This window comes from Ideonella oryzae (assembly GCF_024055665.1).
GTDB lineage: Bacteria > Pseudomonadota > Gammaproteobacteria > Burkholderiales > Burkholderiaceae_C > Ideonella > Ideonella oryzae.
In genome coordinates this window covers 109,881-123,489 of sequence record NZ_JAMXMC010000011.1, presented here as the reverse complement: position 1 = coordinate 123,489, position 13,609 = coordinate 109,881, and the positions used below count along the sequence as shown (strand labels likewise).

Annotated in this window: 12 protein-coding genes; 8 read left to right on the top strand and 4 right to left on the bottom strand. The window is 71.2% G+C overall.

Annotation, left to right across the window (positions count from 1 at the left end; all coding sequences use genetic code 11):
* Positions 1-2,100, top strand: coding sequence for a M13 family metallopeptidase (locus M0L44_RS18295; RefSeq protein WP_252771379.1), 2,100 nt, complete (start codon positions 1-3; stop codon positions 2,098-2,100).
* Between the two features lie 25 nt (positions 2,101-2,125).
* On the opposite strand, the gene M0L44_RS18290 is transcribed toward M0L44_RS18295, so the two are convergent.
* A complete protein-coding gene (locus M0L44_RS18290) occupies positions 2,126-2,506 on the bottom strand; it encodes a hypothetical protein (RefSeq protein WP_252771378.1) in 381 nt (126 codons plus the stop codon).
* 350 nt (positions 2,507-2,856) lie between these two features.
* Here M0L44_RS18290 and M0L44_RS18285 point away from each other — a divergent pair, with 350 nt between their 5' ends.
* Positions 2,857-4,164, top strand: coding sequence for a DUF4397 domain-containing protein (locus M0L44_RS18285; RefSeq protein WP_252771376.1), 1,308 nt, complete (start codon positions 2,857-2,859; stop codon positions 4,162-4,164).
* Positions 4,165-4,254: 90 nt separating this feature from the next.
* Here the strand turns inward: M0L44_RS18285 and M0L44_RS18280 are convergent, their stop codons facing one another.
* Both M0L44_RS18280 and M0L44_RS18275 read right to left on the bottom strand, forming a co-directional pair.
* Positions 4,255-5,133: a pirin family protein gene (locus tag M0L44_RS18280; RefSeq protein WP_252771375.1), complete on the bottom strand. Its 879-nt coding sequence runs from the start codon at positions 5,131-5,133 to the stop codon at positions 4,255-4,257.
* A 44-nt stretch (positions 5,134-5,177) separates the two neighbouring features.
* Complete coding sequence (locus tag M0L44_RS18275) at positions 5,178-5,798, bottom strand: FMN-dependent NADH-azoreductase (RefSeq protein ID WP_252771372.1); 621 nt, start codon at positions 5,796-5,798, stop codon at positions 5,178-5,180.
* 115 nt (positions 5,799-5,913) lie between these two features.
* Between M0L44_RS18275 and M0L44_RS18270 the strand changes: the two genes are divergently transcribed.
* Positions 5,914-6,870, top strand: a complete 957-nt coding sequence (locus M0L44_RS18270) for a LysR family transcriptional regulator (protein ID WP_252771370.1) — start codon at positions 5,914-5,916, stop codon at positions 6,868-6,870.
* A gap of 10 nt (positions 6,871-6,880) precedes the next feature.
* Entirely contained in the window at positions 6,881-7,717 is an 837-nt protein-coding gene (locus M0L44_RS18265; RefSeq protein WP_252771368.1) for a hypothetical protein, read from the top strand.
* Here M0L44_RS18265 and M0L44_RS18260 read toward each other — a convergent pair.
* The gene (locus tag M0L44_RS18260; RefSeq protein ID WP_252771367.1) at positions 7,660-8,247 is read right to left on the bottom strand and encodes a GNAT family N-acetyltransferase; all 588 of its coding nucleotides are present in this window, start codon (positions 8,245-8,247) and stop codon (positions 7,660-7,662) included. The two genes, M0L44_RS18265 and M0L44_RS18260, sit on opposite strands and share 58 nt — an antisense overlap.
* Before the next feature lie 138 nt (positions 8,248-8,385).
* Between M0L44_RS18260 and M0L44_RS18255 the strand changes: the two genes are divergently transcribed.
* The 4 genes from M0L44_RS18255 to M0L44_RS18240 all read left to right on the top strand — a co-directional run bounded on the left by M0L44_RS18255 (position 8,386) and on the right by M0L44_RS18240 (position 13,590).
* Positions 8,386-9,993: a thioredoxin family protein gene (locus M0L44_RS18255; RefSeq protein WP_252771364.1), complete on the top strand. Its 1,608-nt coding sequence runs from the start codon at positions 8,386-8,388 to the stop codon at positions 9,991-9,993.
* A 92-nt stretch (positions 9,994-10,085) separates the two neighbouring features.
* A complete protein-coding gene (locus tag M0L44_RS18250; protein WP_252771362.1) occupies positions 10,086-11,648 on the top strand; it encodes an alpha/beta fold hydrolase in 1,563 nt (520 codons plus the stop codon).
* A complete protein-coding gene (locus M0L44_RS18245; RefSeq protein ID WP_252771355.1) occupies positions 11,645-12,430 on the top strand; it encodes an ABC transporter ATP-binding protein in 786 nt (261 codons plus the stop codon). Before M0L44_RS18250 ends, M0L44_RS18245 begins: the two co-directional genes overlap by 4 nt.
* On the top strand, positions 12,427-13,590 hold the full coding sequence (locus M0L44_RS18240) for an ABC transporter permease (protein ID WP_252771353.1): 1,164 nt from the start codon (positions 12,427-12,429) through the stop codon (positions 13,588-13,590). Before M0L44_RS18245 ends, M0L44_RS18240 begins: the two co-directional genes overlap by 4 nt.
* The last annotated feature ends 19 nt before the right edge of the window (positions 13,591-13,609 follow it).

Genomic DNA, 13,609 nt, shown 5'->3' with positions numbered 1-13,609 from the left:
GTGCTGAAGCTGTCCTCTCTTTCCCTGGCCGTGCTGGCCCTGTGCACCCTGCCGGCCTGCACCACGCCCAACACCTCCGCAGGCGCCGCGGCGCCCACTGCCGGCAGCCCGGTGGCGGCCGCGCCCGCTGCGGCGGCCTCCACAGCCGCTGCCGCGTTCACCTTCGACCGCAGTGGCGAGGATCTCTTGGTCCGTCCGCAGGACGACCTCTTCCGCGCCGCCAATGGCGGCTGGATGAAGGACACGCCCATCCCGGCCGACAAGGCGGCCTACGGCAACTTCTCGATCATGTCCGACCGGGCCGACGAGCGGGTGCACACCCTGGTGGAGGAACTGTCCAAGGGCCGGTACAAGGACGGCAGCAACGAGCAGAAGATTGCCGCCTACTTCCGGGCCTTCACCGACGAGGCGGCCATGGACAAGGCCGGCAAGGCCCCGCTGCAGCCCCTGCTCGCGCAGGTGCAGCAGCTGCGCAAGCCGGCCGATGTGACCCGCTACCTGGGTCAGATGCAGGGCGTGCTGTCGCTGCCGCTGGCGCTGGACGTGCAGCCCGACCAGAAGGCCCCGACGATGAACCTGCCGCTGACCTGGCAGGGCGGTCTGGGCCTGCCCAACCGCGAGTACTACCTGTCCAAGGATCCGCGCATGGCCAAGGCCCGCGCGGCCTACCTGTCCTACCTGCAGACGCTGTTCCGCCTGGACGGCGACCGCAAGCACGCGGCCCGCTCGGCCCGCGATGTGTTGACGTTCGAGACCCGCCTGGCCAAGGCCCAGTGGACCGAGGTGGCCAACCGCGACGCCCAGAAGACCTGGAACCCGATGACCCGGGCCCAACTGGCGGCCAAGGCCCCCGGCATGGACTGGCAGGCCTTCTTCGGCGCGGCCGAGATGCCCGCGCTGGCCCGGCTCAACATGTCCCAGCCTGACTACGCCCAGGCGGTGGCCAAGGCCGTGCACGAGGTGCCGGTGGCCACCTGGAAGCTCTATTTCCGGGCTCGCGTGATGGACGCCAACGCGAACCTGCTGGCCAAGCCCTGGCGCGACGCCCATTTCGCTTTCCATGGCAAGGCGCTGTCGGGCAGCGAGCAGCCCAAGCCGCGCTGGCAGCAGGGCATCGATGCGCTGGACGGCGCGTTGGGCGAGGCGGTCGGCCAGCAGTACGTGACCCGCTACTTCCCGGCTGACCACAAGGCCCGCATGCAGGTGCTGGTGGCCAATCTGCTCAAGGCCTACGGCGAGTCGATCGATGGCCTGGGCTGGATGAGCCCGGCCACCAAGGTGAAGGCCCGCGAAAAGCTGTCCAAGTACGCCACCAAGATCGGCTATCCCGACAAGTGGCGCAACTACAGCGGGCTGACCGTCAAGGACGGCGACCCGGTGGGCAACGCCGAGCGGGCCGGTCGCTTCGAGTTCAAGCGTGTGGCGGCCAAGCTCGGCCAGCCGGTGGACCGCAGCGAGTGGCTGATGTCTCCGCAGACGGTCAACGCCTATTACAACCCGGCGATGAACGAGATCGTCTTCCCGGCCGCCATCCTGGAGCCGCCCTTCTTCGACATGGCGGCCGACGACGCGGCCAACTACGGCGCCATCGGCGCCATCATCGGCCACGAGATCAGCCACGGCTTCGACGACCAAGGCGCGCAGTACGACGGCGATGGCAAGCTGGACAACTGGTGGACGCCGGAAGACGCCAAGGCCTTCGACGCCCTGGGCAAGCGATTGGTGGCCCAGTTCGCCGGCTACGAGCCGCTGCCGGGCCACAAGGTCAACGGTCAGCTGACCCTGGGCGAGAACATCGCCGACCTGTCGGGGCTGCAGATCGCCTTCAAGGCCTGGAAGCTGTCACTCCAGGGTGCCACGCCACCCGTGATCAACGGCCTGACCGGCGAGCAGCGCTTCTTCTACAGCTTCGCCCATGCCTGGCGTTCCAAGTACCGCGACGAGTTGCAGCTGCGCCTGCTGACGGCCGACCCGCACTCGCCGCCGGAATTCCGCGCCAATGGCACGGTGATGAACCACGATGGTTTCGAGGAGGCCTTCGGCGTGAAGCCGGGCGACAAGATGTACAAGGCGCCGCAGGACCGCATCCGCATCTGGTGACGCGGCGTGCCGGTGCCGGACGGGCTCAGGCGCTGATCGACAGCGCGCTGTGCTGGGCCTGTCGGGCCTGGTTCAGCGCGCTTTGCGCGACATAGCGACCGCTGCTGCTGGTGCCGGGATCGGTGTCGCTGGTGTCGCTGGCGTCGGTGGGTGTGGGGGCGGCCTGCCGGGCCTGTTGGGCCACCGAACGCGACGCCGCGCTCAGCCGGGCCTGGCTGGCGGCCAGCTGGCCGCGCAGGCTGTCCATGGCATGCAGGGCCTCGTCCAATTCGCGGCTGAGCTGCTCGTTGGCGTCGGCCACCGGCGAAACGGGTTCGACCGACGCCACGCCCTGCACGGGCATCGGGCTGGGACGGCTGGGTTGTACCGGGGCGACCGGTGTGGCGGGAACGGGCGAGATCAGCATGGTCAGGCTCCTGTGCGGCGGTGTCCGGCCGACAAGCCGGGCCTTCTCCCGAAGGCATGGACACACTGTGCCGGAAACTGAAGGGTTGCGGCGCGCGGCCCGCAGGCGCGGGTGTGAACTTTGCCGCGGCCGGAGGATCTGTGGGGGATGTCCGCCGCGGCATGGACTGCGCTGGAAGGGCGTCCGGGCTTGCGACTATCATGTGCGCCACAGGTGGGGCCGGGCCTGGGTGGGCGGCCGGTTCACCGGCGACTTGCAGATGGCAACAGGCCAGCAATGAAGGCCGCCTCACAATCTCCCGCCCGAGCGAGCCCCTGAATCAATTTGTCTGTCAGAGACTGGACCTTCGAATGAAGAAAAGAACCCTGCTTGGCCTGATGGCCGGCCTCCCGGTGAGTGGCGTGCTGACCGCATGCGGCGGCAACAACAGCGGCAGCGCCCAGGTGCGCCTGGTCAACGCCAGCCCGGGTTACAGCGCCCTGGATCTTTACGTCGATGACAACCTGAAGGTCAGCAACGTCGCCTACGGCGCGGCCAGCGGGTATGCGTCGGTCGACAAGGGCAGCTTCGACACGGCGCTGTCGGTCAATGGTTCCTCGACCCAGCTGATCACGACCTCGCGCACCTACGACACCGACACCACCTATTCCATCATCGCCTACGGTTGGAACGGTTCGCTGAAGTCGGTCATCGTCACCGAGGACCAGGACGACGCCGACAGTGGCTCGATGTATTTCCGGGTGCTGAACACCGCGACGGACGCCGGCACCGTGGACGTGTACCTGACGGCCGAGGACGATGACCTGGACTCGGCCACTGCCGTGGCTTCGTCGGTGGGCGGTGGCAAGAGCACCAGCTTCGGCACGGTGGATTCCGGCACCTATCGCCTGCGTGTCACGGCCGAAGGCGACACCTCGACCGTGCTGCTGGACGTCTCCAACGTCACCGTCAGCAGCAAGGGCGTCTACACCCTGATCGTGACCCCGACCATCGGTGGCGTGCTGGTCAATGCCCTGCTGATGAAGCAGAAGGGCGACGTGACCGCGCTGAACACCACCATGGCCCGCGTGCGTCTGGTCTGCGCCATGCCCAGTGGGGGCCGCGTGACTGCCACGGTGGGTGACGTCACGCTGACCAGCGGCAACGCCTCGCCCGCGGTCATCGGCTACACTCAGGTGGATGTGAGCGCCGGCACCCTGACCATCCAGGCCACCGTGGATGGCGTGGCCACCCCGTCCGCCACCTGGGCGGCCACAGCCGGTTCCGACGTGACCGTGGTGGTGTCGGGGGCCTCGGCGGCCGACGCGACGCCGGTGGTCATCACCGACGACAACCGTCTGTCGACCTCGAGCACCAAGTACAAGATGCGCCTGATGCACGCCTCGCAGGCGCTGTCGTCCGATTCGCTGACCCTGACCGTGGACCTGACCGACATCGTGTCGAACCAGGCCTACCGTTCGGCTTCCAGCTACGTCAACCGCGCCGCCAGCAGCTCGTCGGTGGTCACGGTGAGCTCGTTGAATGCGGGTCAGATCTTCTCGCTGTCCGACCAGTCGCTGGTGGCTCAGGGGGTGTACGACGTGATCCTGCTGGACAAGTCGGCCGCGGGCACGGACGGCATTCTGCAGACCTACTACTTCAGCAACGTTCGCGCCTGAAGCATGGCGCTGCGGGGCCGCGGCCCCGCCGTCGCCCCAGGACCAAAGGCCACCCTCGGGTGGCCTTTTTCATGTCGCGAGGCGGGACGATCAACCCATCTTGCCGGCGCGGAAGTCCTCCACCGCCTGGAAGATCTCTTCCTGCGTGTTCATCACGAAGGGGCCGTACTGGGCGATGGGCTCGCCCAGCGGCCGGCCGGCGATGAGCAGCACCCGCGCCTCGTCCGGCCCCGGGTTGTGCAAGGTGATGCCGTCGCTGCCCGCGGTGTTGGCCAGGATGGCCATGCGGCCGGCGGCCACCTCGCGCGCTTCGGCGCCCAGCACCACGCGGCCCCGGTAGGGGTAGACGAAGGCGTTGAACACCGGATCCAGTGTCTGGCTGAACGTGGCGCCCGGCGCCAGGTGCAGGTCCAGGTACAGCGGCTCGGTGTGCTCGCGCTCGATCGCCCCCGTCACGCCATGCGTGCGCCCGGCGATCACCCGCGCGGTCACGCCTTCGCCCTGCCATTCGGGAATGGCCTGAGTCGGGATGTCGCGGTACCAGGCCGGGATCATCTTGTCCTTGGCCGGCAGGTTCAGCCAGAGCTGGAAGCCCTCCATGCGGCCTTCTTCCTGCTCCGGCAGCTCGCTGTGGATCAGGCCGCGGCCGGCGGTCATCCATTGCACGCCGCCGTTCTCCAGCAGGCCCTCGTGGCCGGCCGAGTCGCGGTGGCGCATGCGTCCGGCGATCATGTAGGTCACTGTCTCGAAGCCGCGGTGCGGGTGGTTGGGGAAGCCGGCGATGTAGTCGTCGGCCTCGTCCGAGCCGAAGGCGTCCAGCATCAGGAAGGGGTCCAGGCGGCGCTGCAGCTCGTGCGTGAGCACGCGGGTGAGCTTGACGCCGGCGCCATCCTGGGTGGCCACGCCGGTGACCAGGCGCTCGATGGCGCGGGGTTGCAGGACGGTGCTGGGGGGGATCGGGGTGCTCATGGTGTCTCTCCGGTGGACGGTGATTCTGCGGGAAGGCGGTGGGCTCAGCGCGCGGTGGCCTCGGCGGCCAGACGGGTGATCTCGGCGCGGGCCTCGGCCAGGGCGCGGGCCTGGGCGTCCGGGCCCAGGGCCAGGCCCTCGGCGTAGATGAAGCGGATGTCGGTCATGCCCAGGAAACCCAGGGCGGCGCGCAGGTAGGGCACGATGGTGTCGCTGGGCTGGTCGCGGTGGATGCCGCCGCGGGTCAGCACCGCGTACACCGTCTTGCCGGTCAGCAGGCCCTCGGGGCCCTGCTCGGTGTAGCGGAAGGTGACCCGGGCCCGGGCGATGGCGTCGATCCAGTTCTTGAGCTGGCTGGAGATGCCGAAGTTGTACATCGGCACGCCCAGCACCACGGTGTCGGCCGACTGGATGTCCTCGATGGCCAGATCGTCCAGTGTGACGCGGGCGGCCTGTTCGGGGCTGCGCTGCTCGGGCGGGGTGAAGAGGGCGCCCAGGGCGGCCTCGTCCAGGGCCGGGTGGGGCTGCAGCGCCAGGTCGCGCACGGTGGCACGGCTGCCCGGCCGGGCAGCCAGCAGGGCGACGCTGAGCTCGTTGGCCAGCAGGGTGGAGAGGGCGCCTTGTTCGACGCGGCGGGCGCTGCCGTTGATCTGCAGGAGTTTCATGGGGGGCCTCGGTGGGACGTGGGTGTTGTCGATGGCTTCACTGTATTGGTGGCTTGATGGGCGATAAATCCGGTTTGATGGGTTTATTTATTCCACAGGTGGAACAATTGCCGCCATGGCTGACGCTCCCTGGCTCGATCCCACCGATCTGCTGCTCTTCGCCCGGGTGGCGGAGTGCGGCAGCTTCACCCTCGCGGCCACCCAGCTGGGCTGGCCCAAATCCACCTTGTCGCGGCGGCTCTCGGCGCTGGAAGAACGCCTGGGCGAGCGCCTGATGCGCCGCACCACCCGGCGCCTGACGATCACCGACTTCGGCGCCGCGGTGCTGGAACACGCCCGCGAGGTGGTGGCCCAGACCGATGCCACGTTGGCCCTGGCCGAGCATCGGCGGGCCGAGCCCAGCGGGCTGCTGCGGGTGTCCATGCCGGCCGACCTGGCGGTGGGCGTGCTGGCCCCGGCCCTGGCAGGCTTTGCCCGGGCGCACCCCCGGGTGAGTCTGGAGCTGGACCTGTCGTCCCGCCGGGTCGACCTGGTGGCCGAGAACTATGACCTGGCCGTGCGCGGCGGGGTGCTGGCCGACGACGCCACGCTCGGCGCCCGTCGCCTGGCCACCTTCGAAGGCGGGCTCTATGCCGCCCCCAGCTGGGCGGCCGACCACGCACGCGGCTGGACCCACCCGCGCCAGCTGCTGGAGCCCGGGGTGGAGAGCGACCTGCCGCACGGCCTGTTGCTGGGCATGCCTGGGCGGGCCGCCAAGCCCTGGGCGCTGTCCCGGCAGGACGCCGATGGCGGGCAGGAGGTCTGGAGCGGTCTGCCGGCGCGCAGCACCCAGGCCAATCTGCCGGCCCTGCTGCTGGAGATGGCGGCGGCCGGCCTGGGCGTGACGGCCACCGCCGAGCTGCTGGCCCGGCCGCTGGTGGAGGCGGGGCGCCTGGTGCGCCTGCTGCCCGGGTGGCAGCTGCCGCCCGAATCGCTGTGGGCCGTGTTCCCCGGTCGGCGCCTGATGCCGGCCAAGACCCGGGCGCTGCTGGAGTGCCTGGCCGAGGCCCTGGCGCCCTGTCGCCCGGCGTAGCATCGCGCCCATGTCCGATGTGCCTCTGCCACCCCGGCTGGGCGTGGCCCACCGCCGCCGTCTGCGGGCGCTGTGGCGTTCGGCGGGCTGGCCCTGCCACGACCTGTTGGAGGCCGAGCTGCTGGTGGCCGGCCTGCTGACTCGCGAGACCGACCCGCAGGGCCGCGACACCCTGCGTCTGACCGAGGCCGGCCTGCGCCTGATGACCCATGACGCGCAGGGCCACCGCAGCGCGCGCAGCGCCCACGAGGGCCTGGTGGCCCGGGTCGCGCTGGAGATGCACCGGGCCGGCCGCATCGTCTGGCAGGGCCTGAGCCTGCGGGCGCCGGTGGCGGCCGAGGTGCCTGAGCTGCCGCTGCCCGCGGTGCCGTCGGTGTGCGACGCCGAGACGGTGCCCGGGCCGGCGCAGGCGGCGGTGCGTTGGGTCCAGGCCATGCCCGATGTCTATTCCATCCGCCACACCACGCGCGAGGACTGGGTGGAGCCGGTGGCGCACGAGATCAAGGTGTCGCGGGCCGACCTGCTGTCCGACCTCAAGAAGCCGGCCAAGGGCGCGGCCTACGCCGCCGTGGCCAGCCAGTGCTGGTATGTGCTGGCGGCCGGCATCGGCCGGGCCGAGGAGATTCCCGAGGCCTATGGCGTGATGCAGGCCCATCCGCTGGCCGGTCAACCGGGCACCTTCGGCGCGCTGGAGGTGCTGCGCCCGGCACCCCGGCGGCCCTTTGTGCTGCCGCTGGCGCTGTGGATGGCCCTGGCCCGCGCGGATGCCCGGCGCTTCGAAGACGAGGCTCAGACCGCGCTGAGCGAGGAGTCGCCGGCCAGGCCCCCGGATGCGGAAGGCGCCTGACCGGGCGCCCGATCTGGTGCTTCCCACAGCCAGGTGGCGGTGGGCTCGCCGTCGCTGTCGGGCCGGGTGTGCTGCCAGCGCAGGCCCGCGGCGGCCAGCACCCGGGCCGAGGCCTGGTTGTCGGGCATGGCCGTGGCCCAGACCTGGCGCAGCCCACGCTCCCGCGCGCCCCAGGCCAGCATGGCGCTCACCATCTCACGGGCATAGCCGCGGCCCCAGAAGGGCGGGCGCAGGGCGTAGATGATCTCCACCGGCCGGCGCGGCTCGCCCGGCGGATGGATCAGCCCGCAGCCGCCCACGAATTCCCCGCCGGCCCGCTCGAACACCGCGCAGTAGCCGTAGCCTTGGTTGGCGTAGTTGTGCATCGAGACCCGCACCCAAGCCAGGCACATCTCGGGTGTCAGCGGCGTGCCGTCGCCCATCCAGCGCGCCACGGCCGGGTCGCCGTGCAGCGTCAGCAGCAGGGGCTCGTCGCCGGGGGCGAGCTCGCGCACCTGCAGGCGCGGGGTGAGATACAGCGTCTTCGTCACGGGATTGGGGGGAGCCGGTGGCGGCGGGTCGATCATCGCGCAAAATCGGCGGCTGACCTTTTCTGACAGCCCGGTGCCGCCGGGCGCCCCGGGCCACGAGCCCCGGCCGCTCCAGGCACCTTCGACCTGGAGTGCGTCGTGCCCAACCGGCCTCTGAATTCCCTGCGCCACCCGCTTCCCACCGTGCGTCCCGGCCTGCGTGGCCTCATGGCCGCGGGCGTTCTTGCCGCCAGCCTGGGGCTGCCCGGCCTGCCGGCCCAGGCGGCCAACCCGCCGGCCACGTCCAGCGTGGCCTGGCTGGAAGCCTCGGCCCAGGCCGACATCGACCGCGCCTTTGCCCAGGGCAAGGGCGAGAACAAGCCGGTGCTGGTCTACTGGGGCGCCAAGTGGTGCCCGCCGTGCAACCAGCTCAAAGCCACCCTGTTCAACCGGCAGGACTTCATCGAGCGTTCGCGCAGCTTCGTGGCGGTGCACATCGACGGTGATGCCCCGGGCGCGCAGAAGCTGGGCGCCCACTTCAAGGTGCGCGGCTACCCGACGCTGATCCTGTTCAGCCCGCAGGGCCAGGAGATCACCCGCCTGCCGGGCGAGGCCGAGCCGACCCAGGTGATGAACCTGCTGCAGCAGGGCCTGGCCGGCGGTCGCCCCATCAAGGCCGTGCTGGCCGATGCCCGCAGCGGCAAGGCGGTGAACGCCAACGAATGGCGCACGCTGGCCTTCTACTCCTGGGACACCGACGAGGCGCAGCTGGTGCCGGCCGCCGAGCGTGCCGCCCTGCTGGGCCGGTTGGCCGCAGCCTGCCCGCCGGCCGAGGCCGATTCGGCCACCCGCCTGCTGCTCAAGGCGCTGGCCGCCACCGAGCCCGGCCAGCCGGTGCCCGGCGGTGCGGCCACCGAGCCGCGGGTGCGCCAGCTGCTGGCCGACGCCGCCGCCAGCCGCCGTCAGATGGATGTGCTGGTGAACTACGCGCCCGACATCGCGCGCGCGCTGGCGCCCAAGGCCGGCCCGGCGCAGACCGCGCTGGTGCAGGCCACCGATGCGGCGCTGGCCCGCCTGCAGGGCGATGCCACGCTCTCGCGCGGGGACCAGTTCTCGGCCCTGTCGGCCCGCGTGGACCTGGCCCGCCTGGACCAACCCGAGGACAGCCTGCATCCCAAGCTGCCCAAGCCGCTGGTGCAGGAGGTCAAGACCCTGGCCGGGCGCATGGACCGCGAGATCACCGATGGCTTCGAGCGCCAGGCGGTCATCACCGGCGCGGCCCACACCCTGGCCAGCGCCGGGCTGTGGCAGGACAGCAATGCCCTGCTGGAGGCCAACCTGGCCAAGAGCCACTCCCCCTACTACCTGATGAGCCAGCTGGGCGGCAACGCCCGCCGCCTGGGTGACAAGCCCGGCGCGCTGCGCTGGTACGGCCAGGCCTGGGACAAGAGCGTCGGCCCGGCCACCCGCCTGCAGTGGGGCGCCAATTACGTCAGCGCCCTGGTGGAGCTGGCCCCGCAGGACGAAGGCAGCATCGAGAAGACTGCGGGCAAGGTGCTGGCCGAGGCCAGTGCCCAGGACGGCGCCTTCTACGAGCGCAGCGCGCGTTCGCTGCAGAAGGTGGGCAGCCAGCTGGCCAAGTGGAGCAGCCAGGGCCACCACCAGGCGGTGATCGGTCGTCTGCAGGCCCAGCTGGCGCCGGTGTGCGCCAAGCTACCGGCGGCCGATGGCCAGAAGGCGACCTGCGACGGCCTGTTCAAGGGGTGAATCCGGGGGGCGGAGGCCGAACTGCGACAGTCTGTATCGAACCCCCGGTTTGCGGGGTGGGCGGCGGCCCAAAGCTGGCGAGAATCGCCCGCATGCTGACATTGCCGAGGGTTCGCCGCGGGACGGCGCTCAGGACGTCCGCCCGTTGGGTGCGGGGGGTGTTGTGGAGCGGCCTGCTGGCCAGTGCCGTGGGGCCGGCCATGGCCCAGGCGACGCCATCGGCGCCGACCCTGCAGCTGCACACCTGCCGGCTGAAGGACGTCGAGGTCGACGCCCGCTGCGGCGTGCTGCGCCGCCCGCTGGATCCGTCTCGGCCCCAGGGCGTGCAGATCGACCTGCATGTGGCGGTGCTGCCGGCCATCGCCCGCCGGCGCCTGCCGGATCCGGTGGTCTTCATCGCCGGGGGGCCGGGGCAGAGTGCCATCTCGCTGGCTGGGCCCGTGTCGCAGCTGATGACGCGCGAGCTCAACCGGCGCGACGTGATCCTGGTCGATCAACGCGGCACCGGGCAGAGCGCACCCCTGCGCTGCGACGACGAGAAGCCCACCCGCACGCTGGCCGAAAGCATGGACCCGGCCGGCGAGCAGCGCGCGCTGCAGGCCTGTCGCGAGCGCCTGCAGAAGCTGCCCTACGGTGACCTGCGTCAGTTCACCACGCCGATCGCGATGGCCGACCTGGACGCCGTGCGCCAGGCCCTGGGCGTGGCGCGCTGGAACGTGGTGGGCGGCTCCTACGGCACGCGGGCCGCGTTGGAATACCAGCGCCAGTTCCCAGCCTCTGTGCGCCGCATGGTGCTGGACGGCGTGGCCCCGGCCGACATGGTGCTGCCGCAGAGCTTTGCCACCGGCGCCCAGGCGGCGCTGGAGGCGGTGTTCGACGACTGTGCCCAGGATGCCAGCTGCCGGGCCGCCTATCCGAATGCCCGGCCCCAGTGGCAGGCCCTGCAAGCCAGCCTGCCGCGCAAGGTCACGGTGGCCCATCCCTTCACCGGCCAGCCCGAGACTTTCACCCTCACCCGGGCGATGCTGGCCAGCCTGGTGCTGCCGCCGCTCTATGCGCCGGTCACGGCGGCGGCCCTGCCTCTGGCGGTGCTGCAGGCCAGCCAGGGGCGCTTCGAGGCCCTGGTCGGGCTGGGCATGGGGGCCATGGGCGGCGGGCGCGGCCTGGGCCTGGCCACCGGCATGCACTTCTCGGTGGTCTGTGCCGAGGACGTGCCCCGCATGAAGCCCGGCAGCGCATCTGCGTTGACCGATTTCGGTGATTTTCAGGAGCGCCTGTACCGCGACAGCTGCCGGGACTGGCCGCGCGGCGAGCTGCCGGCGGCCTTCTACACGGTGCCGCGGGCGCCCTCGCCGGTGCTGCTGCTGTCCGGCGCGGTGGATCCGGCCACCCCGCCGGTGCATGCCGAGCGGGTGGCCAAGGCCCTGGGGCCGAAGGCCGTCCACATCGTGGTGCCGCACAGCGGCCACGGCGTGATGAGCCTGGGCTGCATGCGCGACGTGGTGTTCCGCTTCCTGGACGAGCCCGACGATGGCAAGGCCCTGGCCGAGGTGGGGGCCGATGCTGCCTGTGCCGCCAAGATGCCGCGGCCACCCGCGCTGCTGCCCTTGATGCCACCGACGGCCGCGTCGGCCTCCCAGGGAGGTGCCCGATGATCGAGGTGGCCGGACTGAGCAAGACCTTTGTCGCCGGCAGCGGCCGGCAGCGCAAGGTGGTGCCCGCGGTGCGGGCCGTGAGCTGGAAGGCGGCCGATGGCGCCATCACCGGCCTGCTGGGCCCCAATGGTGCGGGCAAGACCACCACGCTGCGCATGGTGGCGGCACTGTTGGCCCCTGACGCCGGCCAGGCCCGGGTGGACGGGCTGGAGGTGGCACGCGAACCGCAGGCCGCGCTGGCGCGCCTGGGGGTGCTCTCGGATGCGCGTGGCTTGTACCCGCGCCTGACCGCGCGCGAGAACATCGTCTACCACGGCCGCCTGCAGGGCATGCGCGCTGCGGAGGCGGTGGCCCGTGCGGAGCACCTGGCCCGGGTGCTGGACATGGTCCCGCTGTTGGACCGCCGTACCGAGGGTTTCAGCCAGGGCGAGCGCATGAAGACCGCGCTGGCCCGGGCCCTGGTGCACAACCCGCCCAACATCATCCTGGACGAACCCACCAACGGCCTGGACGTGCTGGCCACCCGCGCGCTGCGCGAGGCCCTGCGCCGGCTGCGCGACGATGAGGGCAAGTGCATCGTCTTCTCCACCCACATCATGCAGGAGGTGGAGCGGCTGTGCGACCACGTGGTGGTGATCGCCCGGGGCACCACGGTGGCCCAGGGCACGGTGCCCGAGCTGCTGGCCCGCACCGGTCGGAGCGATTTCGAGGAGGCCTTCGTGAGCCTGGCCTTTGACGATGCCGAGCGGGCCGCCGCTGCGGGCGGGGAGGGGGCACGATGACCGGCGCCTGGACCGTGTTCCGCAAGGAGCTGGCGGACGCGCTGCGCGACCGCCGCACCCTGATGACCGTGCTGCTCAGCGCGGTGGCCATGGGGCCACTGGTGCTGATGCTGATCTCCACCCTGGTGGCCCGAGTGGAAAAGCAGGCCGAGGCGCGCGAGGTGGTGGTGCAGGGCATCGCCCAGGCGCCCACGCTGCGCAATTACCTGGAGCGCCAGACCTACACCGTGCGCGAGGCCCCGGCCGACTACGAGCAGCAGCTGGCGCAGAACCGGCTGGGCGATCCGGTGGTGGTGGTGCCCAAGGACTTCGAGGCCGACCTGCACCAGGGCGAGGTGCCCACGGTGGAGGTGGTGAGTTCGTCGAGCAACCAGCGCGCTGACAGCGGGCAGCAGCGCATCCTGAACCTGTTGCAGGGCTTCAGCCGCGAACAGGCGGTGTTGCGGCTGCTGGTGCGCGGCGTGTCGCCGGCCCTGCTGCAGGCGGTGGATGTGCAGGGACGCGACCTGGGCAGCCCGGCGGCGCGGGCCATGCGCCTGACCGGCATGCTGCCCTTCTTCGTGCTGATGGCGGTGCTCTACGGCGCGCTCAACGCCGCACTGGACACGACGGCGGGCGAGCGCGAGCGCGGCTCGCTGGAGCCGCTGCTGACCACCCCTGCGACGCGGATGGGGCTGGTGGTGGGCAAGTGGGGCGCGGTGGCCGCGGTGGCCATGCTGATCGCGCTGCTGTCCAGTCTGAGCTTCCTGTCGGGGCAGTGGCTGCTGCGCAGCGAGACGCTGGCGGCCAACTTCCAGTATGGCTGGCCCGAGGCCCTGACCTTCCTGGCGGTGCTGCTGCCGCTGGCGGCCAGCCTGTCGGCCCTGCTGATGGCGATCGCCATCCGGTGCAAGACCTTCAAGGAAGCTCAGGCCGGGGCCAGCGTGCTGCTGCTGGGGGTGTCCCTGCTGCCGATGATGAGCATGATCGACCAGGACGGCGAGCGTCCCTGGCACCTGTGGGTGCCGGCCCTGGCGCAGAGCACGCTGATGAACCGCGTGCTGCGGGGCGACCCGCTGGGCTGGGGGGATTGGGCGATCACCGCGGTGATCGGGCTGGCCCTGACCGCCGCCTGCCTGGCCTACGTGGCCCGGCAACTGGCCAAGGTGGTGGCGCGTTGAGGTCGATGGCGCCGGGGCG

Coding starts and splice junctions, on each gene's coding strand:
- M0L44_RS18290 (WP_252771378.1), bottom strand. CDS start 2,506: ATGCTGATCTCGCCCGTTCCCGCCACACCGGTCGCCCCGGTACAACCC.
- M0L44_RS18285 (WP_252771376.1), top strand. CDS start 2,857: ATGAAGAAAAGAACCCTGCTTGGCCTGATGGCCGGCCTCCCGGTGAGT.
- M0L44_RS18280 (WP_252771375.1), bottom strand. CDS start 5,133: ATGAGCACCCCGATCCCCCCCAGCACCGTCCTGCAACCCCGCGCCATC.
- M0L44_RS18275 (WP_252771372.1), bottom strand. CDS start 5,798: ATGAAACTCCTGCAGATCAACGGCAGCGCCCGCCGCGTCGAACAAGGC.
- M0L44_RS18270 (WP_252771370.1), top strand. CDS start 5,914: ATGGCTGACGCTCCCTGGCTCGATCCCACCGATCTGCTGCTCTTCGCC.
- M0L44_RS18265 (WP_252771368.1), top strand. CDS start 6,881: ATGTCCGATGTGCCTCTGCCACCCCGGCTGGGCGTGGCCCACCGCCGC.
- M0L44_RS18250 (WP_252771362.1), top strand. CDS start 10,086: ATGCTGACATTGCCGAGGGTTCGCCGCGGGACGGCGCTCAGGACGTCC.
- M0L44_RS18245 (WP_252771355.1), top strand. CDS start 11,645: ATGATCGAGGTGGCCGGACTGAGCAAGACCTTTGTCGCCGGCAGCGGC.
- M0L44_RS18240 (WP_252771353.1), top strand. CDS start 12,427: ATGACCGGCGCCTGGACCGTGTTCCGCAAGGAGCTGGCGGACGCGCTG.